At 37.2% G+C, this 25636-nt stretch carries 25 protein-coding genes; 13 read left to right on the top strand and 12 right to left on the bottom strand.

Annotated elements, in window-relative coordinates:
* Nucleotides 1-131: 131 nt before the first annotated feature.
* Entirely contained in the window at nucleotides 132-383 is a 252-nt protein-coding gene (locus BUA72_RS21670; protein WP_139259663.1) for a hypothetical protein, read from the top strand.
* Nucleotides 384-510: 127 nt separating this feature from the next.
* Complete coding sequence (locus BUA72_RS21665) at nucleotides 511-2832, top strand: GAF domain-containing protein (RefSeq protein ID WP_072925158.1); 2322 nt, start codon at nucleotides 511-513, stop codon at nucleotides 2830-2832.
* A gap of 82 nt (nucleotides 2833-2914) precedes the next feature.
* Here the strand turns inward: BUA72_RS21665 and BUA72_RS21660 are convergent, their stop codons facing one another.
* Together BUA72_RS21660 and BUA72_RS21655 are read right to left on the bottom strand one after the other, a co-directional pair.
* On the bottom strand, nucleotides 2915-3838 hold the full coding sequence (locus tag BUA72_RS21660) for a bestrophin family protein (protein WP_072925156.1): 924 nt from the start codon (nucleotides 3836-3838) through the stop codon (nucleotides 2915-2917).
* Between the two features lie 18 nt (nucleotides 3839-3856).
* A complete protein-coding gene (locus tag BUA72_RS21655; protein WP_072925154.1) occupies nucleotides 3857-5044 on the bottom strand; it encodes a Pycsar system effector family protein in 1188 nt (395 codons plus the stop codon).
* Between the two features lie 26 nt (nucleotides 5045-5070).
* Here BUA72_RS21655 and BUA72_RS21650 point away from each other — a divergent pair, with 26 nt between their 5' ends.
* Nucleotides 5071-8784, top strand: a complete 3714-nt coding sequence (locus tag BUA72_RS21650; RefSeq protein WP_072925153.1) for a metallophosphoesterase — start codon at nucleotides 5071-5073, stop codon at nucleotides 8782-8784.
* A 283-nt stretch (nucleotides 8785-9067) separates the two neighbouring features.
* Nucleotides 9068-9787 carry a hypothetical protein gene (locus tag BUA72_RS21645; protein ID WP_072925151.1) on the top strand — a complete coding sequence of 240 codons (720 nt, stop codon included), beginning with the start codon at nucleotides 9068-9070 and terminating at the stop codon, nucleotides 9785-9787.
* A gap of 28 nt (nucleotides 9788-9815) precedes the next feature.
* Here the strand turns inward: BUA72_RS21645 and BUA72_RS21640 are convergent, their stop codons facing one another.
* From BUA72_RS21640 to ruvX, 6 genes are all read right to left on the bottom strand, one after another.
* Entirely contained in the window at nucleotides 9816-10700 is an 885-nt protein-coding gene (locus BUA72_RS21640) for a hypothetical protein (protein WP_072925150.1), read from the bottom strand.
* A gap of 2 nt (nucleotides 10701-10702) precedes the next feature.
* Nucleotides 10703-11785 (bottom strand): FUSC family protein, encoded by a 1083-nt coding sequence (locus BUA72_RS21635; protein WP_072925148.1) that lies wholly within the window; start codon nucleotides 11783-11785, stop codon nucleotides 10703-10705.
* A 1-nt stretch (nucleotide 11786) separates the two neighbouring features.
* Nucleotides 11787-12554, bottom strand: a complete 768-nt coding sequence (mazG, locus tag BUA72_RS21630) for a nucleoside triphosphate pyrophosphohydrolase (RefSeq protein ID WP_034730756.1) — start codon at nucleotides 12552-12554, stop codon at nucleotides 11787-11789.
* Nucleotides 12555-12678: 124 nt separating this feature from the next.
* Nucleotides 12679-13236 (bottom strand): DUF5606 family protein, encoded by a 558-nt coding sequence (locus BUA72_RS21625; protein ID WP_072925147.1) that lies wholly within the window; start codon nucleotides 13234-13236, stop codon nucleotides 12679-12681.
* A 78-nt stretch (nucleotides 13237-13314) separates the two neighbouring features.
* Nucleotides 13315-13887, bottom strand: a complete 573-nt coding sequence (gene def, locus BUA72_RS21620; RefSeq protein WP_034730760.1) for a peptide deformylase — start codon at nucleotides 13885-13887, stop codon at nucleotides 13315-13317.
* The gene (gene ruvX / locus BUA72_RS21615; RefSeq protein WP_047454697.1) at nucleotides 13884-14300 is read right to left on the bottom strand and encodes a Holliday junction resolvase RuvX; all 417 of its coding nucleotides are present in this window, start codon (nucleotides 14298-14300) and stop codon (nucleotides 13884-13886) included. Before ruvX ends, def begins: the two co-directional genes overlap by 4 nt.
* A 115-nt stretch (nucleotides 14301-14415) precedes the next feature.
* Between ruvX and BUA72_RS21610 the strand changes: the two genes are divergently transcribed.
* The 3 genes from BUA72_RS21610 (at nucleotide 14416) to BUA72_RS21600 (ending at nucleotide 17395) form a co-directional block, all read left to right on the top strand.
* Nucleotides 14416-14892 (top strand): SixA phosphatase family protein, encoded by a 477-nt coding sequence (locus BUA72_RS21610; protein WP_034730788.1) that lies wholly within the window; start codon nucleotides 14416-14418, stop codon nucleotides 14890-14892.
* Nucleotides 14873-15757: an archaemetzincin gene (locus BUA72_RS21605; RefSeq protein ID WP_072925145.1), complete on the top strand. Its 885-nt coding sequence runs from the start codon at nucleotides 14873-14875 to the stop codon at nucleotides 15755-15757. Before BUA72_RS21610 ends, BUA72_RS21605 begins: the two co-directional genes overlap by 20 nt.
* 585 nt (nucleotides 15758-16342) lie before the next feature.
* Complete coding sequence (locus BUA72_RS21600) at nucleotides 16343-17395, top strand: T9SS type A sorting domain-containing protein (RefSeq protein ID WP_072925143.1); 1053 nt, start codon at nucleotides 16343-16345, stop codon at nucleotides 17393-17395.
* Between the two features lie 236 nt (nucleotides 17396-17631).
* On the opposite strand, the gene BUA72_RS21595 is transcribed toward BUA72_RS21600, so the two are convergent.
* Nucleotides 17632-19173, bottom strand: coding sequence for a serine hydrolase (locus BUA72_RS21595; RefSeq protein ID WP_072925142.1), 1542 nt, complete (start codon nucleotides 19171-19173; stop codon nucleotides 17632-17634).
* A gap of 97 nt (nucleotides 19174-19270) precedes the next feature.
* Between BUA72_RS21595 and BUA72_RS21590 the strand changes: the two genes are divergently transcribed.
* The 4 genes from BUA72_RS21590 to BUA72_RS21580 are packed head-to-tail and all read left to right on the top strand — an operon-like array spanning nucleotide 19271 to nucleotide 21487.
* Nucleotides 19271-19693: a hypothetical protein gene (locus BUA72_RS21590; RefSeq protein ID WP_072925140.1), complete on the top strand. Its 423-nt coding sequence runs from the start codon at nucleotides 19271-19273 to the stop codon at nucleotides 19691-19693.
* 34 nt (nucleotides 19694-19727) lie between these two features.
* A complete protein-coding gene (locus tag BUA72_RS21585; RefSeq protein ID WP_047454688.1) occupies nucleotides 19728-20225 on the top strand; it encodes a metallophosphoesterase family protein in 498 nt (165 codons plus the stop codon).
* 32 nt (nucleotides 20226-20257) lie between these two features.
* Nucleotides 20258-20752 (top strand): Smr/MutS family protein, encoded by a 495-nt coding sequence (locus BUA72_RS24280; protein WP_047454686.1) that lies wholly within the window; start codon nucleotides 20258-20260, stop codon nucleotides 20750-20752.
* Nucleotides 20753-20770: 18 nt separating this feature from the next.
* Complete coding sequence (locus BUA72_RS21580) at nucleotides 20771-21487, top strand: DUF3822 family protein (protein ID WP_047454684.1); 717 nt, start codon at nucleotides 20771-20773, stop codon at nucleotides 21485-21487.
* Nucleotides 21488-21544: 57 nt separating this feature from the next.
* Here the strand turns inward: BUA72_RS21580 and BUA72_RS21575 are convergent, their stop codons facing one another.
* Nucleotides 21545-22783 carry an outer membrane beta-barrel protein gene (locus BUA72_RS21575; protein ID WP_047454928.1) on the bottom strand — a complete coding sequence of 413 codons (1239 nt, stop codon included), beginning with the start codon at nucleotides 22781-22783 and terminating at the stop codon, nucleotides 21545-21547.
* Between the two features lie 118 nt (nucleotides 22784-22901).
* Between BUA72_RS21575 and BUA72_RS21570 the strand changes: the two genes are divergently transcribed.
* On the top strand, nucleotides 22902-23474 hold the full coding sequence (locus BUA72_RS21570; protein ID WP_034729963.1) for an RsmD family RNA methyltransferase: 573 nt from the start codon (nucleotides 22902-22904) through the stop codon (nucleotides 23472-23474).
* Here the strand turns inward: BUA72_RS21570 and BUA72_RS21565 are convergent.
* Nucleotides 23471-23821, bottom strand: coding sequence for a winged helix-turn-helix transcriptional regulator (locus tag BUA72_RS21565; RefSeq protein ID WP_047454682.1), 351 nt, complete (start codon nucleotides 23819-23821; stop codon nucleotides 23471-23473). The two genes, BUA72_RS21570 and BUA72_RS21565, sit on opposite strands and share 4 nt — an antisense overlap.
* Before the next feature lie 86 nt (nucleotides 23822-23907).
* Between BUA72_RS21565 and BUA72_RS21560 the strand changes: the two genes are divergently transcribed.
* Nucleotides 23908-24507, top strand: coding sequence for a nitroreductase family protein (locus BUA72_RS21560; RefSeq protein ID WP_072925138.1), 600 nt, complete (start codon nucleotides 23908-23910; stop codon nucleotides 24505-24507).
* A 258-nt stretch (nucleotides 24508-24765) separates the two neighbouring features.
* Here the strand turns inward: BUA72_RS21560 and murI are convergent, their stop codons facing one another.
* Nucleotides 24766-25596 carry a glutamate racemase gene (gene murI, locus BUA72_RS21555; RefSeq protein WP_047454678.1) on the bottom strand — a complete coding sequence of 277 codons (831 nt, stop codon included), beginning with the start codon at nucleotides 25594-25596 and terminating at the stop codon, nucleotides 24766-24768.
* Between the last annotated feature and the right edge of the window lie 40 nt (nucleotides 25597-25636).

Raw genomic sequence — 25636 nt, 5'->3', positions numbered from 1 at the left:
GTGCTTTTTTTGTGAAGACCATGGGGAGAACTTAGAAATAAACTTTTATCAACATAATATGATTATGAAATACAGAATTTTTATTTTAAATCTCCATGAAAACCGTTAAATTTGATTATCCATTAATCACCATGAAAAAAATCCTTATCACCCTACTTACTGCTCTGCTCATCGCAGCCCTTATCTTTTTCATCAATAAAGACCAAAAAGATACTGTGAATTACAGAATGTTCGTTCTCCCTTTTGCGCTCATATTTTCTGTTCCTTTAATGAAATTTCTCTTTCCGGTAACCCGGGAATTAAAGATTGGAACTGCAGAATTCTATCCTAATCTTTATCGCAAAACTGCAGAATTTTTCAAAAAGAAAAGCGGCAACAGATAATGTTTTATTTATTTCTGAATATTATTTAGAAAAAATAAGGAAAGCAGCTCCAAAAGATCATTTTCGCCAATCCGAAGCCCATTTGGAAGTTGCGTTTTTTTCATAACTTTACTTTAAATTTCAGCTCTTGACCAATCTTTACAAAAAAGACGCTCCATTTCAGGTTCTTATATCATTCGAAAAATATTTGGATGTGCTGGAACATATCCGCTATAACGACCGTCTGGACTATCGTGTCAACTACGCTGAATCCCTGATTGACAGAACCAGAAATTTTAAGGAACTGAAAGACGGTTTCCAGGATGTTTCTCTTCTTGAAAAACACGAGGACCTCATCAGAATACTGCTTGCTGATCTCTTTCCTACCGGTCTTACCCACAATGAAATCAAGGCGGCCAGTATTCCACTATCCAAAACTACTTTCAATTACACCGAAAGATTCAAAGATATTCTGAGAGATGCCGGAAAGGATTTTGAAATAGAACTTAGGAATATTGGTGACGATGAATTTTATGTATTCTGCTGCTGTCTTATCCTTCAAAGCTATTTTAAAAGAGATATCAAGAGCACAATGCCGCTTTATTATGATATTCCAAACAGATTGGGAATCATGAAGCATTACAAAATCACAGTGAATTCAGATTTTACAGAGGTCTATCCTACTGAGCATGCAAAAATCCCGACGGATGATGTGTTGGATATGCTTTTGGAAAATCTTGATGATTTTAAACTCTGGAAAAAATATTTCCCTTCCAAATCATGGGTTTTAAAGGGATTTACTATTATTTCTCTGGTTGACTGTACTTCGGAAGTGGCCTTGTCTGATCTTAAATCAAGCATGATAGAAATTGATCCGGAAGATCTGAGTCCGGATGAAAACCTGGTTGAAATTTTCAAGTCTTATTTTGATGTTCCGGAACTTAATTTCGGATTAATGCTGTTCGACAAAAAAGATCAGAAACTGGGCAGACTCCCAATCTACGAAAATGTGTTCACCCATCATGTGCTGGATTTCTGGATCAATGCATTTGACGAAGAAACCCGAAAGAATACATTCAATAATTTAAATCACAACTCCAAACCGATTGTCATTTCTAATGTCAACAATCTGGAGGACGATATCAAATCACTTCCCTCTTTCAGTATTTTAAGGGATAATAATATCAACAGCTTCATGGTGATTCCCATCATGAAGGATAATGAATTGTTGGCCATTATGGAATTTACATCCCCGCAAGCCAATAGTTTTAACGGATTAAAGCTTAAAAAAATGGAGTTTTTCACCGATATGATTCTGTTCTCCCTGAACAGGTTCAGTTTTGAGAAAAACTACCAGATAGAAGCAATTATCCAGCGTGAATACACTTCCATCCACGACAGTGTAGTGTGGAAATTCAGGAATGAGGCTGAGAAATATTTCAATGCTTCGCTCGGAAAGAAAATGTATACGCTGAAACAGATTTCTTTTAAAAACCTGACGCCACTATTTGGGTTTTCTGACATCCGTTCTTCCTCCGAGAAGCGTTTCAATCTGATGCTGGAAGACCTCAACCAGCAACTGGAAAGCCTTCATGATATTTTCACGATGATCAATTCTGATTCGGAGAAATATCTTCTGGCACTGGATATTTTTGAGAATGAACTGAACAACGAGATCAAAGCTGATACGGAACAGCGTTTTCAAAGGTTCCTGAGAGAAGAGATTCATCCTTATCTTCAGGCGAAACTGGAACTGAAAACGGATGCTGAAATTAAGAATAAAATCAAAGATTATTTTCTGCAGATTTTCACTCAAACCAATCTGTTTTATGCCAACAGAAAAAGTCTGGATGACTCCATTACATTGGTCAACAGAAAACTGGCTGACATGCTGGATGAAGGTCAGGTGAAGGCTCAGCAGATCTTTCCTCATTATTTTGAAAGGTTTAAATCTGACGGTGTAGAGCATAATCTGTATATCGGGCATAATATTGCCCCGGATCTTGCTTATACCTCCAAAGAAGTTCATAAATTACGATACTGGCAGTTGAAGACCATCTGTAATATGGAACGTGAATTCCACCATTTCAAAAGAGATCTTCCGATTCAGCTGGATATCGCATCTCTTATTTTTGTTTATAATGAAAAAATAGATATCCGTTTCAGAATGGATGAAAAACGTTTTGATGTAGACGGTGCTTACAATTCTTATTACGAAATTGTAAAAAAACGTCTGGATAAAGCTCATGTAAAAGATTCATCGGAAAGAATTACCTGCCCGGGAAAAATCACCATCGTGTATTTCGGGATGGAAAACCAGAAAGAATATCTGGAATACATCAGCAAACTTCAGAAAAAAGGAATTCTTCAGAATGACGTGGAGTTCTTGAAAGTAGAAGATCTTCAGGGAATTACAGGATTATTAGCATTGAGAATTTCTCTGGATAATTCTTCAGTAAGCATTGAGTAAAAACCAATAAAAACCGGCTTAAATTTGTTTTTCAACCTCCAGAACTTCCCTCTTCAAACCTCCATCTTCCTTTCTTTCCTCATCAATCTATAAAATAAGAATCCGGCTTTTTAAGCTCGCCCTGCGGTATTCCTGCCTGCTCGAAAATGGAATATTCAATGGTTCTGCACATGCTATTTAACGCAAGATCATTTTCCTCTTCTCCAAATGGTTCCCCGATCTCCTGGATAATGGCATCCAAAGCAATAAAGGTATAACTGATCAACAGAACAATCAAAGGCATCATCCATCCCAATGAATCTACCAAGCCAAAAGGCAGCCAAAAACAGTACAGATAAACCGTGCGATGTAACAACACGCTGTAAGCAAAAGGCAGTGGCGTATTGAAAATTCTCTCACAACCTCCGGAAATATTGGAAAACTGATTCAGCTGATGATCCATGGAAGTCATGACAATGGTGTCTATGTTTCCCTTCCGTTGCTGCTCATTCAGCCAGTCTGCAATAAATCCGAGAATAATGCTTGGAATAAATTTCTTGTCCTTTAATTGTTCTACCTGTTCCGGAGAAAGAAGCCTCGTAAGATGTTCCGTCCCTGATTTTTCTCTCAATTGATAATTCAGAGACCAGCAGAACGCTGATATTAATTTGATGATCTTTTCTTTTTCTTCTTTTGCATCAGCCGAAGGATCATTCACCAGTGAAAGGATCTGTCGGGTAAAAGATCTGGTTTCTATCACCAATGAACCCCAGAGTTTACGCCCTTCCCAGAAACGGTCGTAGCTTGCAGAATTGCAGAAACCCATGAAAATGGCCAGTGCAAGGCCAAGCAGGGTAAAAATAGTAGGATTAAGATGAACTTTATAATCAAAAACTTTTCCTTTCAAATAATAGACAGAAAGTGAAAACAGCAAAATAATACTCAGCTGAATAATTATTTTCTTCAACACAGAACCTCTCCATATAAACAACATTTTCAGCCAATTGGTACGCTGTCTGACAATCATCTGTATCTATTTTTTTAATTAAAGGCTAAGAAACGCATAAGCAAAAGAAAGCACGGAAATAATAATTCCGGCCATAAATATCTGATACGTAACTGATAAAAGCTTGTATTTTCTGTCAAGAACTTTTCCAAGGAAATACAGGTCTTTCACCATAGAATCGTAGATGTAATCTCTATCCTTGATCAGATCTTTCATTGCATTGTGATAATCGTTGAATATCATTTGGTGAAAGTTTCCGAAGAACAGAAGATTCACTTTCCGGTCGGTAATGTCCTGGGCCGTAAAATTGGTTTTCGTCACATTCGGTTTTGTCGATAAAATCGCAAATATGATCGTTAAAACACTTGAAAGCAACAGTACAAAACTTGGAATGATCAGGTGTGCGTTCTTCGGGGTATCCAGCTTTGGAACCAATACGGAAAGACAAACTGAAATAATGATGGCATTAACGGAAAGAAGAATATTCGCCTTGCTGTCTGCAATATCACTCAGTCTTGTATGATTATTCAAAGTTACTCTGAACAGCGTGTCTACACTACGGTCAGATTTCGCTTCCTTAGATTCTTTTTTATTGTCTGAGATTTCTTTTTTGTCTTTGTCCTCCTTTTTATCCTCTTCTTTTTCCAGCTTCTTTTCTATCTTTTTGATATTTTTCTTTTTCAGAGGATCCCAGTTTTCCTTTGCATAGTCCGTGTAATAATGATGCCTGTTTTTCAGCATATCCAGATTTCCGGCATTCCATTCTTCATTGGAGAAACATCTTACGTTGGTAAGTTCCCATTCTTTTCTCAGTGCATCGGAGATATCATTGTAATCGTGACTTGCAAAGTGGCTGCAGTCTGCATCTTTAACGATCTTTTCCAACAAATTCTGTGGCTCGTAAGTGATCTTTGTCGCGAGAATCAGCTTAGAAACATCTTCAATAAAGGTTTCAGGATAGTTTTCCTGTTTCAGAAAATCGGCAAGAATGGTGACCCCTTTTTCCTCATGATTCTGGGCACAGTCTACATAGCCGGTATCGTGGAACCACAGTGCCAGCAGAACCTTTTCCTGGTCTTCTTTGGATACAGGCGTATTTCGCATGATCTCCTCAGCCTTATTGACGGTATAAGTCGTGTGAATAAAATTATGGTAAAAGTATACAGAAGATAACTTATCTTTGAATAAGATTTCGACATAATCTTTAGCTTTGTGTAAAATGCTCATTCCTGAATTTTTGTTAATGTAAATTTATGAATTTATCCTTTAAAACTCATTTAAAAAATACTTCTATTGCCTTTAGAGCAGTATTGTCTGCTGGAGTTCTCTATTCCTGCGCAACATATAACGTAAAAAAGGGTAAAAACTTATTTGAAGTTAAAAATTCTGATATAAAATCTGAAAATGATTTTAAGGTTTTCCTGATCGGGGATGCCGGAAACTCAGATGAAACTCAGGCGCAAAACACTTTAAATTTACTCAAAAACAAACTGGATTCCGCAGACAGCAACTCTATGCTGATCTTTCTTGGTGATAATATTTATCCCAACGGAATGCCGAAGGAGTCTGACAAAGATTATGCACTGGCCAAACAGAAACTGGAAAACCAGCTTGCCATCACCAAAAATTTCAAGGGAAAAACACTTGTTATTCCCGGAAATCATGACTGGAACAGTGGTCTGGACGGTTTAAAAGCTCAGGAAGATCTGGTGAAGGCCTATTTCAATGATAAAAAAGCGTTCCTTCCCAAAAATTCCTGTGGTATCGATGATATCAACTTATCAAAAGACATTAAACTTATCGTTATAGACACCGAATGGGCATTGGTCAACTGGGATCAGTACCCGGGCGTCAATAAAAACTGTACGATTAAAACCCGCGAAGATTTCTTCACAGAATTTAAAGATCTTGTGACTAAAAACCAGGATAAAAGAATCATTGTGGCCCTTCATCACCCGGTGATCAGCAGTGGTACACATGCAGGATTCAATTCTGCGAAATCGCATCTTTATCCTTTGAAAAGCAAGATTCCGGTTCCGGTGGTTGCGAGTGTGATCAACGTTTTGAGAAGTTCTTCAGGAGCAAGTCTTGAGGATATCAACAATCAGCATTATGCAGATCTGGCTAACCGGTTGAAAAGTATCGTTCAGGATAAAGAAAACATTATTTTCGTTTCCGGACATGATCATAATTTGCAGTATCACGAAGAAAGAAATATCAGACAGATCGTAAGTGGTGCCGGTTCTAAAACAGATCCTTCCACCATCGCTGAAAAGACTGATTTTTCTTACGGAGGCAGCGGTTTTGCAGTTCTTAATATCAGAAAAGACCAAAGTACAGATGTAGAATATTTCTCTACAAAAGACAACCATCTGAAAAAGCTTACCCATATTTCAGTGATCTCAAAACCGGATGTATTCGTCAACAATTATCCAACATCATTTCCGGGAACAGTTAAGTCCAGCGTTTATCCTGTAAAACTTACCCAAAAAGGAGGCGTTTACCGTTGGCTTTGGGGCGAACACTACAGAAAATATTACGGAATCCCGGTGGATGCTCCAACCGGAGATCTGGCTTCATTGAACGGAGGATTTACTCCTTTCAGAGAAGGTGGCGGAAATCAGTCGAACAGCTTAAGACTCAAGGCTGCGGACGGGCAGGAATTTGTAATGCGTGGCGTAAAAAAGAGTGCTGTCCGTTTCCTGAACAATATGGCTTTTAAAAAGAGTACTTTCGGGAATGAACTGAACAATACATTTCCTGAAAAGTTCCTGCTTGATTTTTATACGACCAATCATCCGTTTACGCCTTTTTCAGTAGGAAATATGGCGGATAAGCTGAATATTTTCCACAGCAATCCAAGATTATATTATATTCCGAAGCAATATGCTTTAGGAGAATACAATGAAAATTACGGGGATGAAATGTATATGATCGAAGAGCGTTTTTCTTCCGATCCTAAAACATTGGCTTCACTGGATAATGCCAAAGACATTGTTTCTACAGATGATGTTCTGAAAAATTTCACCAAAAATTATAAATATTCCGTAGACCGTGAATCGTATATCAGAGCAAGGTTATTTGATATGCTGATCGGCGACTGGGACAGACATTCAGATCAGTGGAAATGGGCGGAATACCAGGACGGAGATAAAGTGATTTACAAACCGATTCCTAAAGACAGAGACCAGGCTTTCAGCAAATATGATGGTGCTGCTTTCAAAATTATCATGAATGTTCCGGCGATCCGCCACATGAAGACTTTTAAAGAAGAAATCAAAAATGTGAAGTGGATGAATATGGAACCGTATCCAATGGATATTCTTTTCTTAAAAGGAGCCACTCAGGAAGAATGGACCGCACAGGCGAAATATATCCAGGAACATCTTACGGATGCTGATATCGACGATGCCTTCACCAATCTTCCGAAAGAAGTAAAGGATGAAACCATTGCAGATATTCAGAGAAAATTAAAAGTAAGGAAAACAAAGCTTCAGGATTATGCGGCTCAGTATTATGACGTGCTGCAGAAAAAAGTTTCTCTGGCAGGAACGGTAAATCCTGATCAGTTTGTTATTACCAAAAACGGTCATTCCGTTACGGTAAAACAATATAAATTAGACAAGAACAAAGAAAATCCTGAATTGGTTTTTGAGAAAACTTACGATGATTCCAAAACAAAAGAACTTTGGATTTACGGCCTTGAAGATGATGATATTTATGATGTTTCAGGAGATGGAAGACCAAAGATGAACATCAGGCTTGTTGGAGGCTATAATCACGATGTGTACAATATCGCTGACGGAAAGAGCGTGAAAATTTATGATTTTAAATCCCAGAAAAATACCTACAACGGTTCCGGGACGAAAAATATTTCTGATGATTATGATATCAACACGTACAACTACAAGCATCCGAAATACAATTTCTTTGCCGGGTATCCGAATTTAGATTACAACCCGGATGACGGAGTGATCATAGGGGTTCTGGCTAATTATACCGTGAATAATTTCATCCGCGATCCTTATACACAAAAACATAGTCTGAGAGCTAATTTTTATACGGCAACCGGCGGATTTAACGTTGCCTATAAAGGAATCTTCAAAAAGGCCATATCAGGCTGGGATTTCAATCTGGATGCAGCTTATACGACACCTAGATTTTCCGAAAACTTCTTCGGACTGTCTAACGAAAGTAAATACGACAAAGAAAATACGGAAAGGGAATACAACCGAGCAAGAATTTCCAAGTTTAATTTCGCTCCGTCTATCTCTAAAAAAAGCTGGATGAACCTTCAGCATCAGTTCCAGCTGACGTTTGAGGATAATAAGGTTCAGCAGAAAGGAAACCGTTTTGTAGACCAGTCTCCGGACGTAAGACCTGAGGTTTTCAAGAGCCAGCAGTTTGCAGGAGCCAACTATACATTCAGTTTCAAAAATTTAGATAATACAGCCTTCCCTACCTTAGGATTGGAATTATTAATGAATGCAGACTGGAGAACAAACCTTGCCCATACGGAAAAGAATTTCTTCACTCTGAACGGAACCCTGACGCTCGATCACAGACTTGATAAAAGAGGAAATTTCGTTTTTGCCAACTCCAGTAATGCGATGTGGATCAGCAATAACAATTTTGAATTCTATCAGGCCGCAAGCATCGGTGGAAACAATGGAATGAGAGCTTTCAGAAATGACAGATTCTCAGGGAAGTCTTATTTTACTAACAACTCTGAGATCCGTTGGGATTTCGGAAGGGTAAGAAACAATATTATACCTGCCAATATGGGCGTTCTTATCGGTTATGATATTGGCCGTGTATGGAATGACAATGAAGATTCTACGAAGTGGCATCAGTCTGTAGGAGCCGGTTTCTGGATGAGCGTTGTAGATATGTTTTCCGCAAGACTGAATTATTTTCACGGTTCGGATGGAGGCAGAATTTCTGCGGGTGTGGGGATGACTTTTTAAACTGGTTTGGTTTCCACTTTTCACTCCAAACTCTGCGTTTCATAACTCAGAGTGCTGTATTTTATATATTAACTCTAATTTAATTAAAATTTAAAATTCCTCCATTTTTATTTGTAAATCGTTACAAATAAAGCAAATACGATCAGGAAAGCCAATTCATATCATCCACGGCTTCAAACAATTACACCCATAGCCCAATATGTTTGTACATCTTTTAAAAATTCAATGTTTTAAAAAGAATCTATATTTGTTTTAAATTATTTCAACAAAAACAAACTATTGGATGAAAAAAACGCTATTATACATGGCATTATTTGTCATGTCCTTAAACGTACACGCACAAGTGGGTATAGAAACCCCAACACCACAAAGTACTTTACACGTCAACGGAAGCCTTCAGGTAGTCAAAGACTTTAATGTAGGCGGAAACGCAAAAACAAGAGGAAACTCAGGAAACCGCGGTGAAGTTTTAATGTCAACCGGAGCCGGATCTGCACCCACTTGGGGCACTATTGAATCTCAGAACTTTTTAAAAGTAGTATTTGTCGGGAATAAGACGGATACCAATCCAAGTACCGGAAGTTATACGGGAACGGGAAGTAACCCTGTAAGCACGCATGACAGCTATGCCAAAAGCTATGTTTATAATGTGAGCAATAAAGTGGATAATACTTATCTGAAGTATAACTCTACGACAGGATTATTTACAGTGGTAAAGCCCGGGTTTTACAACATCGTTCCGTATATTACGTATGATCTGAGCTTAAACGGAAACGGATACACCGCAGGAACGGCAAAATCGTCTATACAAAAGGTTTCTCCGGCAACGGAAACACTGGCGTCCATCTCTACAGGACACGGCGAGCGCACCCTTGCTGTGAATCACAACCTGTCATCTATTACGTATTTTAATAAGGATGATACCTTCAGAGTACGTTGTGTGTATACCCAAAGTTTCAGATTATCTGCCGGGAATATTCACATTTCTTATCTTACTCCATAAGATATTTTTGGATTTAACCCTTTTGCCATTATTTGGCTTGAGGGTTAAATTCAAATCTATATACATTTCCACCGGTATCTTTATCCTTTTCATCCGCAATCAGAAGAGTTTTATCATCAAGGAAAAGAATTGCTTCTTTTTGGGAATTGTGATTTAAAGATATTTTTTCAATTTTGGAAGTATTGAAATTATCTGCTGTAAATCCTGAAAGAACATGGATATTTTTATGGGTAAGCAGAATGATTTTATCCTGTGTACTGTTCAAAGCAGCTGAAGTAATAGCCGCATCGCTGTACTTCCCGTCAAGCTTTAATTTCCCTATTAATTTCGCTTCAAAATCCCCTTCTTTATTAGGAACCTGGAATACCAGAAAAGTTCCGTCAAAACCTTTGCTTCTGTTCTTGGTAAAAAGATAGAAGTTTCCGTTCATTTCTACGAAAGCTTCGCAGTCATACAGCAGATTTGATTTCTTTGGAGGAAATTCAGTCTGTCCTTCATAATGAAATTTTGTGGTCTGAACGGTCTTCGATACTTTTTGGGTCGCATCTTTTAAATCCAGCTTTAAAATAGCCAGATTCTGTCTGTCGTTCTCATTATTTCCAAAATCGCCAAGGTAAATATTTCCCTGAGCGTCTTTTGTAATATCTTCCCAGTCGTTGTTTTCAGCATTTTCTACCAGAACATCCGTTACCAGTTTGCCCTGTTTGTCCAAACCGTAGACTATGTTTTTATTTCCCTGGTCTTCTATAGCCCAAATGGTATTTTTATCCTGGGACAGAACCATCCCTGACACTTCTTTCAGTTTTTTAGGCAAGGTAAATTCCACTGTCAATTCATCAGTTTTAGGGGTATCCTGAGCTTTCGGATTACAGCTCCACAGTAAAAAAGCGGATAGGGTAAGAATACGCAACATAGCTATTTATTTAATTTTTTAAACTGAAAATACGAGTACCGTATATTTTTCTCTAAGTTATTAATAATCTGCTGATGGTGAAGAAAAAAACCAGCCGCCAGCCCGATTAAACTTCCGATAATGGTGTCCAGAAGTCTCGCATGCATCAGGTTTTCTACATGATGATGAACAAGGCTGCCCGTTTCCGTCAGAAGGATCGTTAATGGGGTTATAAATATCACGGCAAAACCGTAGTTTCTTACAATAAGCAATTCAATAATAAACTGCAGGATCGTAATAATGATAATCATTTCTATTTTTGCAGGATCAAACAGCAGGATGAGCCATGCAAAACCTATTCCAATAAAGGTTCCCAGGATCCTGTGCATATTCCTTTGGCGGACATGTTCAAAATTCCTGCCCTGAATAATGGCTACTGCAGCGATGGAGATCCAATAGGTATTTTCAAATTTCAGAAGATGTCCCACAATAAGCGTTAACATCATAAAGAAGCCGATAATGCTGCTTTCTACAAATTTAGTGTATCTTCTTTTATTAAATTTTCGTCTTCTCGGTACCGATAAAATATCACCTTTTTCGATAAAGACAGAGTACAGAAATGCCAACGTGCAGGATAAGATCGCTCCCATGGCTACAAGTCCAACCCGCGTAGGAATCATTTCAAGATCAAACTGATAGGTGCTTGCCATGGCCGCAAGCATAATAAAGAAAAAATTTCCGGGTGGAGGAATTTTAAAATATGAGGTAATAAAATGGGCAAGAAAGGATACAACTCCCAAAGACAGACCTGCCGCATACGCATTAAAGCTGAAAAAAAGACTGATCGTAAAGGAGAAAACCATACCGAATGCACACACTGCCAGATGCACCATCCTCTGAGTGATAGGCGCTGAAGTGAAATATAAAATCGTCAGAGCTCCCAAACTGGACAAGCTTCCATAATTAGGTTTTCCTAAAAAATATCCGATGAACAGACAACTTCCAATGTAAAGCGCTGCAAGGAACGGAAAATGCCATTTCCTTTCTGTTTTTTTGAACTCCAGCAAATACTGAAACCGGTGGTGTACGGGGCGCTGTACCTTCATATTATGGCATCAGTTTCGCTTTCTCCCATAGCACATCCATTTCTTCCAAAGACAGGTCAGCAAGCTTCAAATCGGATTCTTCTGCAAGCACTTCCATTTTCTGGAATCTTGAGATGAATTTTAAATTGGTTCTTTCCAGTGCAGAATCCGGGTTCAGCCCAGATATTCTGGCATAATTGATGAGAGAGAAAAATACATCTCCCAACTCCAGTTCTTTTTTATCCGGATCTGTTTCTTCGTGGAATTCCTGAATCTCTTCATCTACTTTTTTCCAGGCATCCTCCGCATCGTGAAATTCAAATCCGATTCCTTTTACTTTATCCTGAATTCTGTAGGCTTTTACCAAACTTGGAAGGCTTTTGGGAACACCGCCTAAAATAGATTTATTTCCTTCTTTAAGCTTCAGTTTTTCCCAGTTCTGCTTCACTTCTTCTTCATCTTTCACTTCTGTATCACCGTAAATATGGGGATGGCGGAAGATCAGTTTTTCATTTAAAGAATTGATGACATCTGCAATATCGAAACTTTCTTTCTCCGATCCTATTTTAGAATAAAAAACAAGATGCAGCAAAACATCGCCCAACTCTTTTTTGATTTCCTGTAAATCTTCCTGCAAAATAGCATCCGAAAGTTCATAGGTTTCTTCGAGCGTCAAATGACGAAGAGACTGCAACGTCTGCTTCTGATCCCACGGACATTTTTCACGCAAATCATCCATGATGTCTAACAATCTTCCGAAAGCTTCTAGTTTTTCCTGTCTGGTATTCATAAATCGAGAATTCAAAGTGATGCAAATTTAGGGTAAATCTTTAATTAAGCCGTTTTAAATTGGTGATAAAAAAATCTCTGTCAGAAAATTCTGACAGAGATTTATATTTTAAATCCAGGATAGATTATCCTTTTTTAGTGTGCGTACTTTTTGGAGCTGCTTTTGCTGCAGAAGTAGCTTTTACTTTTGGAGCGGCAGGCTTTTCAGTTTTTGGCGCTGCTTTTTTAGGAGCATCTTTGTCAAGAGTTACTTCTTCCTGTACACCATCCAATGTTTCAGGTTCTGCTTTTACGAAGCTTTCAGGAGTAATATATCCTGCTTTCTGAAGAAGGTTGTACCACTGAGCCAGTTTCTTAATATCTGAAGCATATACTCTGTCTGTATCATAGTTAGGAAGAGAAGCCGTCATAAAATCTTTAAGAATCTCGTCAGAAGATTTGTGAGAAATAGTTTCTTTATACTCGTAATTTTTAGCAATATTTTCAAAAACTTCGAACAAAGGAACTTCTTTATCAAATGTAAACATAGCAATATTATCCAGTAAACTCACTTGGCTTGAGTTTCCAATGCTTACTTTTTTCTTGGTAGTAACATCTTCAATGATAAAACCGTTTCTTAATTGAGAAACTAATTTGAAAAGTCCTGGCTTTCCAGAAATTGAAATTATTTTTTCTAACAGCATATTATTATTTTTTGTAAATTCTGCAATAGGCACGGGGCTTTTTGCTTTTTATTATTTTGTTTTTAATCCTTGTTTAAATTACTTTGGAAATCTCATTTTGTAACTGATGCTTACTTCACCCTGTGAGATTTTCGTCAGTTTACCTTTTACGAGTTTTTTCTTCAATACGCTCAAATGGTCGGTAAACAGTACGCCTTCAATATGATCATATTCATGCTGAATTACGCGGGCTCTAATATCGGAAAAAGTTTCTGTATGTTTCACAAAATTTTCGTCATAATATTCAATAACGATTGTTCCTTTTCTCTTTACATCTTCTCTTACATCCGGAATAGAAAGACATCCTTCATTGAATTTCCATTCTTCGCCGGATTCTTCAAGAATCGTTGCATTAATGAAAACCTTCTTAAAATCAGCCAGTTCGTCTTTGATATCCTCATAATCTTCGTCATCCGCAAGAGGCGTCACGTCGATCACGAACAGGCGTAAGTCCAATCCGATCTGCGGTGCAGCAAGGCCTATGCCGTTGGCACTGTACATCGTTTCAAACATATTATCTATAAGTTCCTGTAAACCGGGATAATCTTTGTCTATATCTTTCCCTACTTTTCTCAAAACAGGATCCCCAAAAGCTCTTATCGGTAAAATCATCTTATTCTTTGTTCTAAAAAATTCTGCAGTATGATAGTTGCACTTACTTTATCTATTAACCCCTTTTCCTGTCTCTTTTTCTTGCTTTTTCCGCTTTGGGAAATAAAAAAAGAAGCCATTTTAGAGGTAAATCTTTCATCTAAACGGTGGACCGTGATATCCGTAAATTCTTTCTGAAATGCTTCAATGAATTTTAAAATATCCGTCTCCACTTCGGAAACATTTCCTTTCAAGTCTGTAGGAAGGCCTACTACCACATCATCCACTTTGTTTTCCGTGAAATACTTTTTCAGGAATTCCATCAAAAATCGTGTCTCAACGGTATCCAGGCCGCTGGCAATAATCTGCATATCATCTGTTGCAGCGATGCCGCAGCGTGCCTTTCCGTAGTCTATCGCAAGGATCTGTCCCATAAGTGTGCAAATTTAGTAAAATTTAATGATTTTATTCATAACGCAGTTTTTTTATGAAAATCATGTTTTATTCCATTATTTTTTTTATAATTTTAATCTTCCAAAAAACGAAAATATGAAGAAACTCATCCTCGTAAGACATGCGAAAAGCGACTGGCCGGAAGAAACGGAGGACTTCGACAGACCTTTGGCAGACAAGGGATTGAAAGATGCGATGAACATGTCCAGATTCATGAAAAGCAATAATATTTCTATTGATCATTTTGTTTCAAGCCCGGCGGTGCGCGCACTGAATACGTGCAAGATCTTTAATCAAACCTACCAGCTTAAAGTGGCTACGGAGGATAAACTTTATAATCCTTCGGAAAGAAATTTTGAATCTGTAATCTACGACCTGGATGACAGCGTAGGCTCTGTGGCTCTTTTCTCCCACAACAACGGAATATCCAATTTTGCGAATTCCATCTCTGAAGATATTTTTCATTTCCCGACCTGCGGAGTAGCCGGTTTTGAAATAGACTGCAATTCGTGGTCTGAATTTGACGGTGCCAAAAAGAGACTGCTTTTCTTTTATGAACCAGGGAAAATATAATTTTATCTTTTTTTATCTGATTACACTCTTACTCTTTTTTTCTTGTCACAAAAAGGAGAAGACTTATATTGAAACCATTGCTGTAAACGATGTTCAGCTCCCTAAAGCCAAACCCGGCGACTGGAGATATTCGCGGGACGAAAAGTTTCAGACTTTCGACGATTTTCAGAAGCTGAAGAAAATAAAACCGGAACCGGGGAAAAATACAATCTATCTTCAGCCCATTGGAGAATTCAATGAATTGCAGAAAAAAGAAATAGAACTTACCCGTGAGTATTTAAGTACATATTTTCAGCTGCAAACGAAGGTTCTTCCCCTTTTATCCAACACTATCTTTCCAAAAACTGCGAGAAGAATTTTCAGAGACGGTCAGGAACAGATTTTGGCAGGACATGTTCTGGACAGCATTCTTATGAAGCGAAAACCTAAAAACGCCGTAGTCTTCATGGGAATCACGGAAAAAGATCTTTATCCAAGACCTGAATGGAATTATGTTTTCGGCATCGCATCGTATCAGGACGGTGTGGGAGTAACTTCTATGTACAGATTTGCAAACGGAGGCCTGACAGATTCTAATTTTAATGAAAGCCTCGAAAGATTAATCAAAGTAAGTTCCCACGAGATTGGACATATGTTCGGGCTCAACCATTGTCTGAATGCGAACTGTGTGATGAACGGAACCAATACACTTCCTGAAACTGATTTCCACTTTGCAAGAGCGTGTTCGCTCTGTCAGCAGAAATTACATTCAAGCATTCAATATGATCCTAAGAAACGGCTTCTGGATCTGAAACATTTCTTTGAAAAACAGCATTTAAATTCTGAGCTTTCCAGGGCTGAGCAGGATCTTCATCTTTTGAAATAATTTTTTCTGTATAAAATATCATTAATAAGGTTTTGGCTAAAGCCGGATTCTACCGATCTATATGTGTAAACGGGCTGAAGCCCGTTTCTATTGATTAACATGATTTTCAATTAATAATCATTTTACGAATTACGTATTTTCATACCTGATAATTGGGCTAAATAATAAAGCTGCTTCGCCTATTTTAAGAAATAAAACAATAGGAATTGCCCTTGTCTTACATTGATAAGTTTACGCCTTTGTTTATCTTAATAACAGTATTCAAAGAAAATAAATCATTGTTTTCCTTTGCCATAAAAAATAATCAATAAAAAAATGAATCCTAAAAATCTATTGGTCGGAAATTTTTCTTCCGATCAAAACTAGACTAAGCCCGTTCCTATTGAATAACAGGATTTTCAATTAAAAGCATTAAAAAATAAGATACCCGACATTTATAATCAATGGACCAATTCTATTTATGGTTCAATATTTTTTTACAGTAAGCATTGCTTTCCTTTGTTTATGATATTTGTCAGACCCTTCACGATTTTATTTTTAATAAAGTACTTTTGTCTAAATTTAATTATTCTAAATAAAAATAAAATGAAAAGACAACTTTATCTCTTAGTTTTAGTTCTGCTTTTAGCGGGAAACAACATGTATTCGCAAGCTTCAGCTAATGTACTTATCGACAATCTGGGCACTCCCAATCCGATGGTTATTGATGGCAATACGATGTATATCGGTATTTATTATCTGGACAAGGTTGTTAAAGTAAATATTGATGATCCGGGTGCTGCACCTGTTGATGTGGTGACAGGAGTTAACCGTCCATATGGTCTTGCGTTAAAGGATAATATTCTTTACGTTTCAGAATTTGGAGCGGGCAGACTTTCTAAAGTTGATCTTGCTCTTCCTCATCCAAGTCCGCAAGTTATACTGGGAGGAATAAGCAGTCCGCTTGGTCTTGAATTCGTAGGAAATGAGCTGTATATGGCTCTTGAAGGAGATAATAAAATTGCTAAAATAGATGTAAGCCAGCCTAATCCCCAACTGATTGATGTAGTATCGGCACAATCTCCGTTTGAAATCGAGATTATTAATAATGTCATTTATTTTACAGAACGGTTTGAAGGAAGACTTTCAAAATTTGATATGACTACATCAACCGGTCCTACCACAATAGCACAGGGATTAAGCTATCCATCAGGTCTTGCTTTCCATGGAAAAGATCTGTTTATCTGTGAAGCGGGTGCTTCTAAAGTATCTAAAATTAATATCACTCAACCCAATTCAACTGTTTCCACTGGTCTTGTTTCCACCGGATTTGATTATCCCTCAGGGTTAGCTGTGAAAGAGAATATCATCTATGTCACTGACTTTTTTGCAGGTTCTGTGTTAAAAGCAGATTTGGCCGCTTTATCAGTTTCAGATCAAAAAAACCGTGACCGCAAAACATCAATTTATCCCAATCCGGCTAAGGAAACATTAAAAGTTCAGAATGCTCCGTCACAGGATTATAAGATTTTCGGGATGATTGGAAACCTTGTACTTTCGGGAAAAATGGAGCGTGATTCCATTGATGTAAGCCCGTTGACAAAAGGCGCTTATATTATTCAAATCGGGGATGTTATTAAGAAGTTTATTAAGAATTAAAATATTGGAAGCTGGAAGAGGGAGGTTTGAAGTTACACTCTTTAGACTCGTAATAACTTCTCTCTTACACTTTCTAATCACATATCATCTATACACCAGAAGAGCTCAAACGAATATTGGAGCTCTTTTTTTTAGGATTTGGCTAAAGCCTATTTGCCTGTAATTAATAAAAAAACGGGCTAAAGCCCGTTCCTATTGAATATTATTAAGTTATTTAATTAACTATGTATCCTTATTTATCTTCTCAGATCCAGATCATCAAAATCGAAGCTGAAGTCGGTGACATCTGAAATCGGTTTTAATTTGGCAGATTCTGCTTTTCCGGTTTCATCATAATTAAAAATAATGTAGGCATCAGCATCATAGCTTCTGTCGTCCCATTTAACGATGAATGAATTGTTGGAATAAGGAAGTAACTCTCCCTTCAGACGTGGAGAATTTTTACATGAAATTCTGTATGTATTTCCCTGCTGTGAAATTTCTACATCTCCAAACCATTGATCATTGTATTTTCCTATGAACTGTTCTGCTTTCGGCTGAAGATTTTTTTCTTTTTTGAAGGCTTCAGATTTAGCAAAGGCCTCTTTTTTCTGTTTATCATACTCAGCATTAACTTTCGTCATTCTTTCTCCGTAGGTTTTCAGCCAGTTTCTGTCTGCCACTCCAAGGTAAGAATCTTTCACTGTATTTGTGATCGAGTTGAAAGCCGCTCCTGACTGCTGGTTGGTAAGTACTACAATTCCCAATTTCAAATCGGGGATCAGTGTAAACTGGGTAACGGTTCCAATAAGACCTCCTGTATGCTGAATCTGCTTGTGCCCTTTAACATCACTTAAGAACCAGCCTAATCCATACCCGTAAAAACTGGTATCATAAGGATTTTTCATTGCGACTCTGTCCGGAATCTGTAAGCTCCATAACTGTTGTACATTTTTATCGGAAACCAGTTTTTTACCGTCTTTCGTGGTAAAATTATTTAAAAGACAGTCTGCCCAGGTGGTCATATCTTTAATGTTACTCATAATTCCTCCTGCTGCATTCCCTGTTTCATTCCAGTCGTGTGGAACGGCAATGGCTTTTCCGTCTACAGGAGCGTGAGCATCAATCTTGTTGGCTACAGCTTTAGCTCTGTTATAACTTCCGAAACTTGAAGTCATACCAACCGGTTTCATAATTCTCTGCTCAATAAATTCCGCCCAGCTTAACCCGGAAATCCTGTGGATTACTTCTCCGGCAACAATGAACATGACATTATTATAGTCTAATTTAGTTCTGAAAGGATTTTCAGGTTTCAGATATCTGACGTTGTGAATAATATCATTAACGGTCATATTTCCGCCTTCAGGAAAGAACATCAGGTCGCCCTGCCCCAAACCTAATCCGGCTCTGTGTGTAATAAGATCTTTTATGGTCACGTTTTGGGAAACGTATGGATCGTACATCTGAAATTCAGGGATGTATTTTGAAACTTTATCGTCCCAGTTCAATTTTCCTTCATCGGCTAAAATAGCCAGCGCAGTACACGTAAATCCTTTTGAGTTAGAAGCGATTCCTACCAATGTATTATCATCCATCGGTTGTTTGGTGGTTAAGGAACGTTGTCCGAAACCTTTGGAATAGATCACTTTTCCATCTTTTATGATCCCAACGGACATTCCGGGCACATCGAAAGTTTTTAAGGTATTCTGGATCAGTTCATCCAATTTTTTTTCTTCAACCTGAGCATTGAAGAGCCCTACCGCTGCGAGAAAAAGTAAAAAAGAAAATTTCTGCTTCATTTTTTTTTAATTTTCTCAAATTTAGTAAATATTCAGCGACCCAAATTTTGTAACAGAGAAAAATTTATCTATTTTGCCCACTTTCAATTTTATCTGAATGAAAAAATCAGTTTATAGCCTTCTATTCGTATGTTTCGCAGTTCTTTCCTTTAAAAGTCAGAATAAGATTGATGCTTCATTTCTTTTCCACACATGGAAGCTGGCAAAATTAGATAGATTGACTTACATCTATAAAAGTCAGAAAACTTTTGATCAAAAATGGGGTGGAATCCGGTTTAAAAAGAACGGAACAATTGTATCACTTAATGCGGAGCCAGCGTGTGCCACGGCAATAATAGAAAGAATTGAAGCTGACAAATTAAAGCTGTATCGCCACCGTGGATTCTGGCAAATGGATTCTGACACCACCATCATCATAACCAATCCCAAATTTCCAGCAATTAATGGTAAATTTATAGTATCAAAACTTCCGGATAATAGCTTGGTGTTAAAAAGATTTATTAAAATAGCTGAGAAATAAATCTTTCCTAACTTTGCACAAATTTCAGATTTTCATGACAAAAATCCTTCTGCTTTCTGATTCCCACTCCTATATAGATGACCGTATCTTAGAATATGCGTCTCAGGCTGATGAAATCTGGCATTGCGGAGATTTTGGAAGCATCGAAGTTATTGAAGAACTCGAAAAGATAAAACCGTTAAAAGGAGTTTACGGAAATATAGATAACGCGAAAATCAGGGCTGAGTTTCCTGAAGTAAACCGTTTTTTCTGTGAAGATCTTGAAGTTCTGATGATCCATATCGGAGGTTATCCCGGAAAATATACGCCAATCACCAATAAAGAAATCTCTGAAAAGGCTCCGAAGTTATTTATTTCTGGACATTCTCATATTCTGAAGGCGATGTTTGACCAAAAGAATAATCTTCTTCATCTGAACCCGGGAGCCTGCGGAAAACAGGGATGGCATAAAGTGAGAACCATGATGCGCTTTGTGGTGGAAGGCGATGAAGTGAAAGATCTCGAGATCATTGAACTGGGACCGAAGAATTAATTTTTAAAATAATAAAAGAAGAGGCACAATACATGAAAATCGGGGACAAAGTTTCTGTGGTAGATGAAGATTTAAGCGGGACAATCACTTCTGTGAAAGGCAATATCGTTGTTTTTAAAGATGAATATGGATTTACCTATCAGTATCCAAAAGAAAAACTGGTTCCAAAAAACGCTGATCTTTATGAAAATATTCGGGTGGAAAAAAAAGCAGAACCGAAGAAAGTAGTTTCTAAAAAGCACCAGAAAAATCATATGGTTCTCGACCTGCATTTTCATTATCTGGTTAAAAATCCCAGTGATTATGACAGTTTTGAAAGGCTCTTCATTCAAAAAGCAAAACTGATGGAAGTTCTTGATTTCTGTAGAAAACATAACCTGAAAAGGTTAGAAATCGTTCATGGCATTGGTGACGGAACGCTGCAAAGAATGGTTATGGATGTTTTGGAAAGCCAGTCGGATATTGATTTTTACAATAAGGAAATACTTCACCATCAATCAGGTGCCGTTATGATAGAATTTCACTAAATTTGCATCAATTGAAATATGAACGTACTTAATTTACTTTTTACCAAAGACGGATTAATCTGCCAGATTGCAAAGAACAAAAGCATTCTGGAGGAAAAGTCTTATTTCGTTACCGAAGAAACACCGGAAAATCTCATCGAGGATAAACTTGATGAAATTCTTCTTAAGCAAAGGTTTGAAGAGATCCATGTGATCTCTGCACTGAATCATTTTACCCTGATGCCGGAAGGATTTTCAGAACATGATGCAGGTTTTGAACTGATTGCTTTTAACGCTCCTGCAGATAAGGAAAAAGAAGAGCTGATGCTTTCTGTGAATAAAAGATTCGGAGTACAGTTTTATTATACGTTCCCTAAAAACTTTTATAAGAAAATAAAAGAGCTGGCGGTTCCGGTTCATTTTAATTTTTCAGGAGAGAAGTTTTTAAATTCTATCAATAATAAAAACAATAAAGAAATTCATATCAATTTATACCACAACCAGTGTGAGTTTTTTGCCATCGATAACAAGAAGGTGATTTTATACAATAACCTGGATGTGAATTCTGAAGTAGATTTTCTTTATTTCGTGATGTTTACCCTAAGTAAGATTGGCTTTGGTATCAATGAAACCAACTTCTATGCATACGGCGAAACTACGGAAAATGAAACCTTTATTTCTGAACTTCAGAAGTTTGTCAAGAACATGAGGATCGTTTACGACAACGTTCCCAATAAGAATTTTATACTTAATTAATCACATAAAAAAAGGTACTGTTTCAGACAGTACCTTTTTCATATAATTTTATACCATTTAGAATAACGTATATCCTAATATAACAGAGAAGTTTTTGTAGTCTGCAGAATAGGTACTGCTTTCATTTTCAAATATACTTCTTTTCGTGTGCATATTAAATTCTACACTAAATCTGTCATTGTATTTATAACCTACTCCAAATCCGAAATTGGTAGCAGATCCTATCTTTATTTTTTCATCAGCAAACTGATATCTTTGGAATACCGCTTCAGATTCTCCTACAGGTACATCAAAAATAAATGAAGCATTGAAGAAAAATTTAGATTTCTCATTTAGAAATGCATAGTATCTCACCCCGATTGGAACTTCAATTGAAGAATATTGTACGCTTGCTCTGTTTGATACAGTTTCACCTAAGATCGTAGTTGTAGGAACATCTTTTTCTGTTTTTTTGAAATATTGATAAGTGGGTTCTAATATAATTGCCCATTTGTTATTGTTAAACGGCATTACATATTCAAGCTCTACCCCGATTCTGAAGTTCGTCTGGCTACCAAAATCCGATCCGAAAATATCTGCTCTTTTTTCATTAGTAATATCTAAAGATGAAAAGTTCACTCCAGGTCTCAAAGAAACATGGAAAAAGCTTTTCTGTAATTTTTTCTCGAAACTCTTATAGTCTGCATTTTTACAGCTGTTGAATTTGATAAAAATATCTCTTAGATCACTTTCTCTGTATTCAAGACCTGAAACCTGTGATGCTTTAATATGGTCACAGTCTGATAAAGCCTGCAGCTGCTTGATGAATGTATTGTTTTTAGCAATACTTGATCCCGAAATCATATACCGTTTAAAAACCAACGGTTCTTTTTTATCCTCTTTCTGGTAGAAAAAACGTTTTATATTTTCATTACTGTATCCGTACAAAGTGTATTCTCCTTCAACAATAACTTTAAGAAAAGCCGTCTTTTTAGTAAATGAGGGCTTTTCATCATCATCCAAAGAACTGGTATCATCACTGGACATATCAATCTCCACTTCAGATCTTACATACTTTGCCTTTCCATCAACTTCAAATTCCTTTATAACATCAATCCCTATTAGTTTAGAAGATGCATTGTTGTCCTGCTTAAATTCTATCTGCGAAGGAGACCTGTTCCAGTCCATATTTTTTATCAATCCTTCAATCTTGCTTCCGTCATTGTTAATGATATAACCTTTTTCAAAGTTGTTTTGCGCAGATAATTGTACGCATAAAATGACACCAAGTAAAAATGTCAATAAATGTTTGTTCATAATCATTCTTTTTTCAACCGCGAAAATAGCCATTATCACCCGACTATCGAATATTTTATGACTAAATTCTTTTTATTAGCCAACATTTAGTAATTTCGTTGCCTAATAATTTTTCAGTATGTACAGAATAATCTCAGGCAAGTGGAAAGCCAAAAAAATAGCCGCTCCTAAAAATTTTGACGTAAGACCTACAACGGATTTTGCTAAGGAAGCGCTATTCAGCATCCTGGAAAACAAATATGACATGCAGTCTATTTCGGTGCTTGATCTTTTTGCAGGCATCGGTTCTATCACTTTCGAATTTGCATCCAGAGGATGTCAGGATGTCACTTCAGTGGAACTGAATCCAAAACACACAAGCTTTATCAATTCTACGGCTTCAGAGCTGGATATGTCTCAGCAGGTGAATGTTCAGAGAGGTGATGTTTTCGACTGGCTTAAAAAATTCAGAAACAAAAAAAGTTTCGAGATCGTATTTTCTGACGCTCCTTTTGAAATGGAAGAAAAGAAATATTACGAACTGCTGTCTTTAGTTCTGAACAATAAATATGTGAAGGAAAACGGTGTTCTGATCATAGAACATCAGAGCAGAATGAAATTGGAACACCCCAATTTAGTAGATACCCGAAAGTACGGAAATGTAAGTTTCAGTTTTTTCGAAGCGAATAAAGAAGATAATCAGGAAATTTAATTCCTGATTATTTTTTTTACGGAAAGATCCGGTGCAGCAATTCCCCAATGGGTAATCGCTTCAATCACCGGGAGCAGTGTTTTTCCAAAATCCGTCAATGTATATTCTACCATCAAAGGAGGCTTTTCCGTATATACTTTCCTGTTGACGATATGATCTTCTTCCAGCTGTTTCAGCTGCAGACTTAAGGTTCTTTCTGTAATCGTAGGAATTAATTTCCTTAGTTCATTATATCTTTTGGCACCATCCGTCAGATGAAATAAAATTACAGCTTTCCATTTCCCTCCTATAAACTTCATCGTAACGCTGGTGCAGCACGGATATTCTTTGTTATCTATTGTATACATTTTTATACTATCCTTTTTTACCGTTATTGCAAAGGTAATAAACTTAAATTACTTTTGTAACTATAAAAATGATAGTACAATAATTTATGAATTTTTTAGAACAAATGAAAAAGAGGTATACAGTCAAAAAGTATAATCCTCAGGGAAAAATAAATGCAGAGCAGATTGCAGAATTGAAAGAGATTCTTAATCTAAGTCCATCTTCGATCAACAGTCAGCCATGGAATTTTATTTTCGTGAATACGCCTGAACTAAAGGAACAGCTGGCGGAAGCATCTTATTTTAACAAAGAAAAAGTATTGGAAAGCAGCCATGTGATTGTATTCCAAATGATGAAAAATCCGGAAGAATTTGAAAGACAGATCGAAGAAAATCTTCCTGAAGGTTCCGTGAATTACTACAGAACGATGGTAAAACCCAACGGTGAAGAGGCCATCCGCTCATGGTTTGGGCATCAGGTTTATCTATCGCTGGGTGTTTTTCTTTCCGCATGTGCCACGATGGGAATTGATTCTACGCCGATGGAAGGAATTGAGCCTGAAAAATATGACGCTATCCTGAAAAATGATTCTTACGAAACACTTTTCGCCGTTGCGATTGGTGAAAGAGCTGACAGTGACAGCAATCATCCGGCAACAACTCCTAAAAGAAGACTGAACCGTGAAATGGTGATTTTAGAATCTTAATTTTAACCTGAGTCCGGGATAAGGCATTTCAGTTTTTATCATTATGTAAGGAAGTCAGAAGCTCGAAGAGGGAAGGTATTGAAGTCCAAAGATAGAAATACAGGTTGCCTTTATTAATCTTTTTAAAACTACTTCAATACATTAAAAGGAATTGTTAAGTACTTACTACCCAATAGTAACTTCCATCTTCCATCTTCAAGTCATTGATGATATTTCCACAAAAAATAAAAGCTGTTTCAGGAGAAACAGCTTTTTGTATTATAATACTTTCAATTCCAAATCTATGGTCTTTCCGAAAAATTTCTTGGAGATTTTCTCAAAGTTTTTCGTCAGATCCGAAAGATAGAAATGATAGTTTGGTTTTGGATTATTATCATTCAGAAGGTGGTATTTATCCAGGATAATCTTCAGATGATTGGCTACAATATTGGGAGAATCGATTACACGGACTCTGTTTCCGTAATACTGTTTGATCTCATCAATCAATAACGGGTAGTGCGTACAACCAAGAATTAACGTTTCAATATTTTTCAGCTTTTTATTGCTCAGATAATTATAGATGATGGCATGCGTGATAGGATGATTCTTGAATCCTTCTTCAATGGCAGGAACCAGCAAAGGTGTAGCTAGTTCATCTACTTTAATCCATTTATTCTGCTTTCTGATGCTTTTCTTATACAGTCCTGAATTCACTGTTGCTTTCGTTGCAATCACCCCTACATTATTATGAATCTCATAGGCCACTTTTTCTGCAACCGGATTAATAACGTCAATGACAGGAACTTTCCCATTCACCGACTGCATTACTTCATTCAAAGCATTCGCAGTAGCCGTATTGCAGGCAATAACAATCGCTTTACAGTTCTGTTGAAGCAGGAAATTGGTGATCTTGGTAGAATATTCAATGATGGCGTCTTTGGACTTTTCACCGTACGGAAGGTGCTTGGTATCTCCGAAATAAATCAGGTCCTCATGAGGAAGAAGTCTTTTGATTTCTTTGGCTACGGTAAGTCCTCCCACCCCACTATCGAAAATACCGATAGGCTGGCTTGGTGAAAGATGTGAATAGTCTTGCTTTTTAGTTTTCAAGTGAGCTGAAATTTTATACAAAAATAGTGAATAATCGTCT

This window comes from Chryseobacterium sp. OV279 (assembly GCF_900128945.1).
In the GTDB taxonomy this organism is placed as follows: Bacteria; Bacteroidota; Bacteroidia; order Flavobacteriales; family Weeksellaceae; genus Chryseobacterium.
The sequence above is the reverse complement of the archived record's forward strand: the minus strand, read 5'-3'. Positions and strand labels throughout refer to the sequence as shown.

Coding starts and splice junctions, on each gene's coding strand:
- BUA72_RS21670 (WP_139259663.1), top strand. CDS start 132: ATGAAAAAAATCCTTATCACCCTACTTACTGCTCTGCTCATCGCAGCC.
- BUA72_RS21660 (WP_072925156.1), bottom strand. CDS start 3,838: ATGATTGTCAGACAGCGTACCAATTGGCTGAAAATGTTGTTTATATGG.
- BUA72_RS21655 (WP_072925154.1), bottom strand. CDS start 5,044: ATGAGCATTTTACACAAAGCTAAAGATTATGTCGAAATCTTATTCAAA.
- BUA72_RS21650 (WP_072925153.1), top strand. CDS start 5,071: ATGAATTTATCCTTTAAAACTCATTTAAAAAATACTTCTATTGCCTTT.
- BUA72_RS21645 (WP_072925151.1), top strand. CDS start 9,068: ATGAAAAAAACGCTATTATACATGGCATTATTTGTCATGTCCTTAAAC.
- BUA72_RS21640 (WP_072925150.1), bottom strand. CDS start 10,700: ATGTTGCGTATTCTTACCCTATCCGCTTTTTTACTGTGGAGCTGTAAT.
- BUA72_RS21635 (WP_072925148.1), bottom strand. CDS start 11,785: ATGAAGGTACAGCGCCCCGTACACCACCGGTTTCAGTATTTGCTGGAG.
- mazG (WP_034730756.1), bottom strand. CDS start 12,554: ATGAATACCAGACAGGAAAAACTAGAAGCTTTCGGAAGATTGTTAGAC.
- BUA72_RS21625 (WP_072925147.1), bottom strand. CDS start 13,236: ATGCTGTTAGAAAAAATAATTTCAATTTCTGGAAAGCCAGGACTTTTC.
- def (WP_034730760.1), bottom strand. CDS start 13,887: ATGATTTTACCGATAAGAGCTTTTGGGGATCCTGTTTTGAGAAAAGTA.
- ruvX (WP_047454697.1), bottom strand. CDS start 14,300: ATGGGACAGATCCTTGCGATAGACTACGGAAAGGCACGCTGCGGCATC.
- BUA72_RS21610 (WP_034730788.1), top strand. CDS start 14,416: ATGAAGAAACTCATCCTCGTAAGACATGCGAAAAGCGACTGGCCGGAA.
- BUA72_RS21605 (WP_072925145.1), top strand. CDS start 14,873: ATGAACCAGGGAAAATATAATTTTATCTTTTTTTATCTGATTACACTC.
- BUA72_RS21600 (WP_072925143.1), top strand. CDS start 16,343: ATGAAAAGACAACTTTATCTCTTAGTTTTAGTTCTGCTTTTAGCGGGA.
- BUA72_RS21595 (WP_072925142.1), bottom strand. CDS start 19,173: ATGAAGCAGAAATTTTCTTTTTTACTTTTTCTCGCAGCGGTAGGGCTC.
- BUA72_RS21590 (WP_072925140.1), top strand. CDS start 19,271: ATGAAAAAATCAGTTTATAGCCTTCTATTCGTATGTTTCGCAGTTCTT.
- BUA72_RS21585 (WP_047454688.1), top strand. CDS start 19,728: ATGACAAAAATCCTTCTGCTTTCTGATTCCCACTCCTATATAGATGAC.
- BUA72_RS24280 (WP_047454686.1), top strand. CDS start 20,258: ATGAAAATCGGGGACAAAGTTTCTGTGGTAGATGAAGATTTAAGCGGG.
- BUA72_RS21580 (WP_047454684.1), top strand. CDS start 20,771: ATGAACGTACTTAATTTACTTTTTACCAAAGACGGATTAATCTGCCAG.
- BUA72_RS21575 (WP_047454928.1), bottom strand. CDS start 22,783: ATGAACAAACATTTATTGACATTTTTACTTGGTGTCATTTTATGCGTA.
- BUA72_RS21570 (WP_034729963.1), top strand. CDS start 22,902: ATGTACAGAATAATCTCAGGCAAGTGGAAAGCCAAAAAAATAGCCGCT.
- BUA72_RS21565 (WP_047454682.1), bottom strand. CDS start 23,821: ATGTATACAATAGATAACAAAGAATATCCGTGCTGCACCAGCGTTACG.
- BUA72_RS21560 (WP_072925138.1), top strand. CDS start 23,908: ATGAATTTTTTAGAACAAATGAAAAAGAGGTATACAGTCAAAAAGTAT.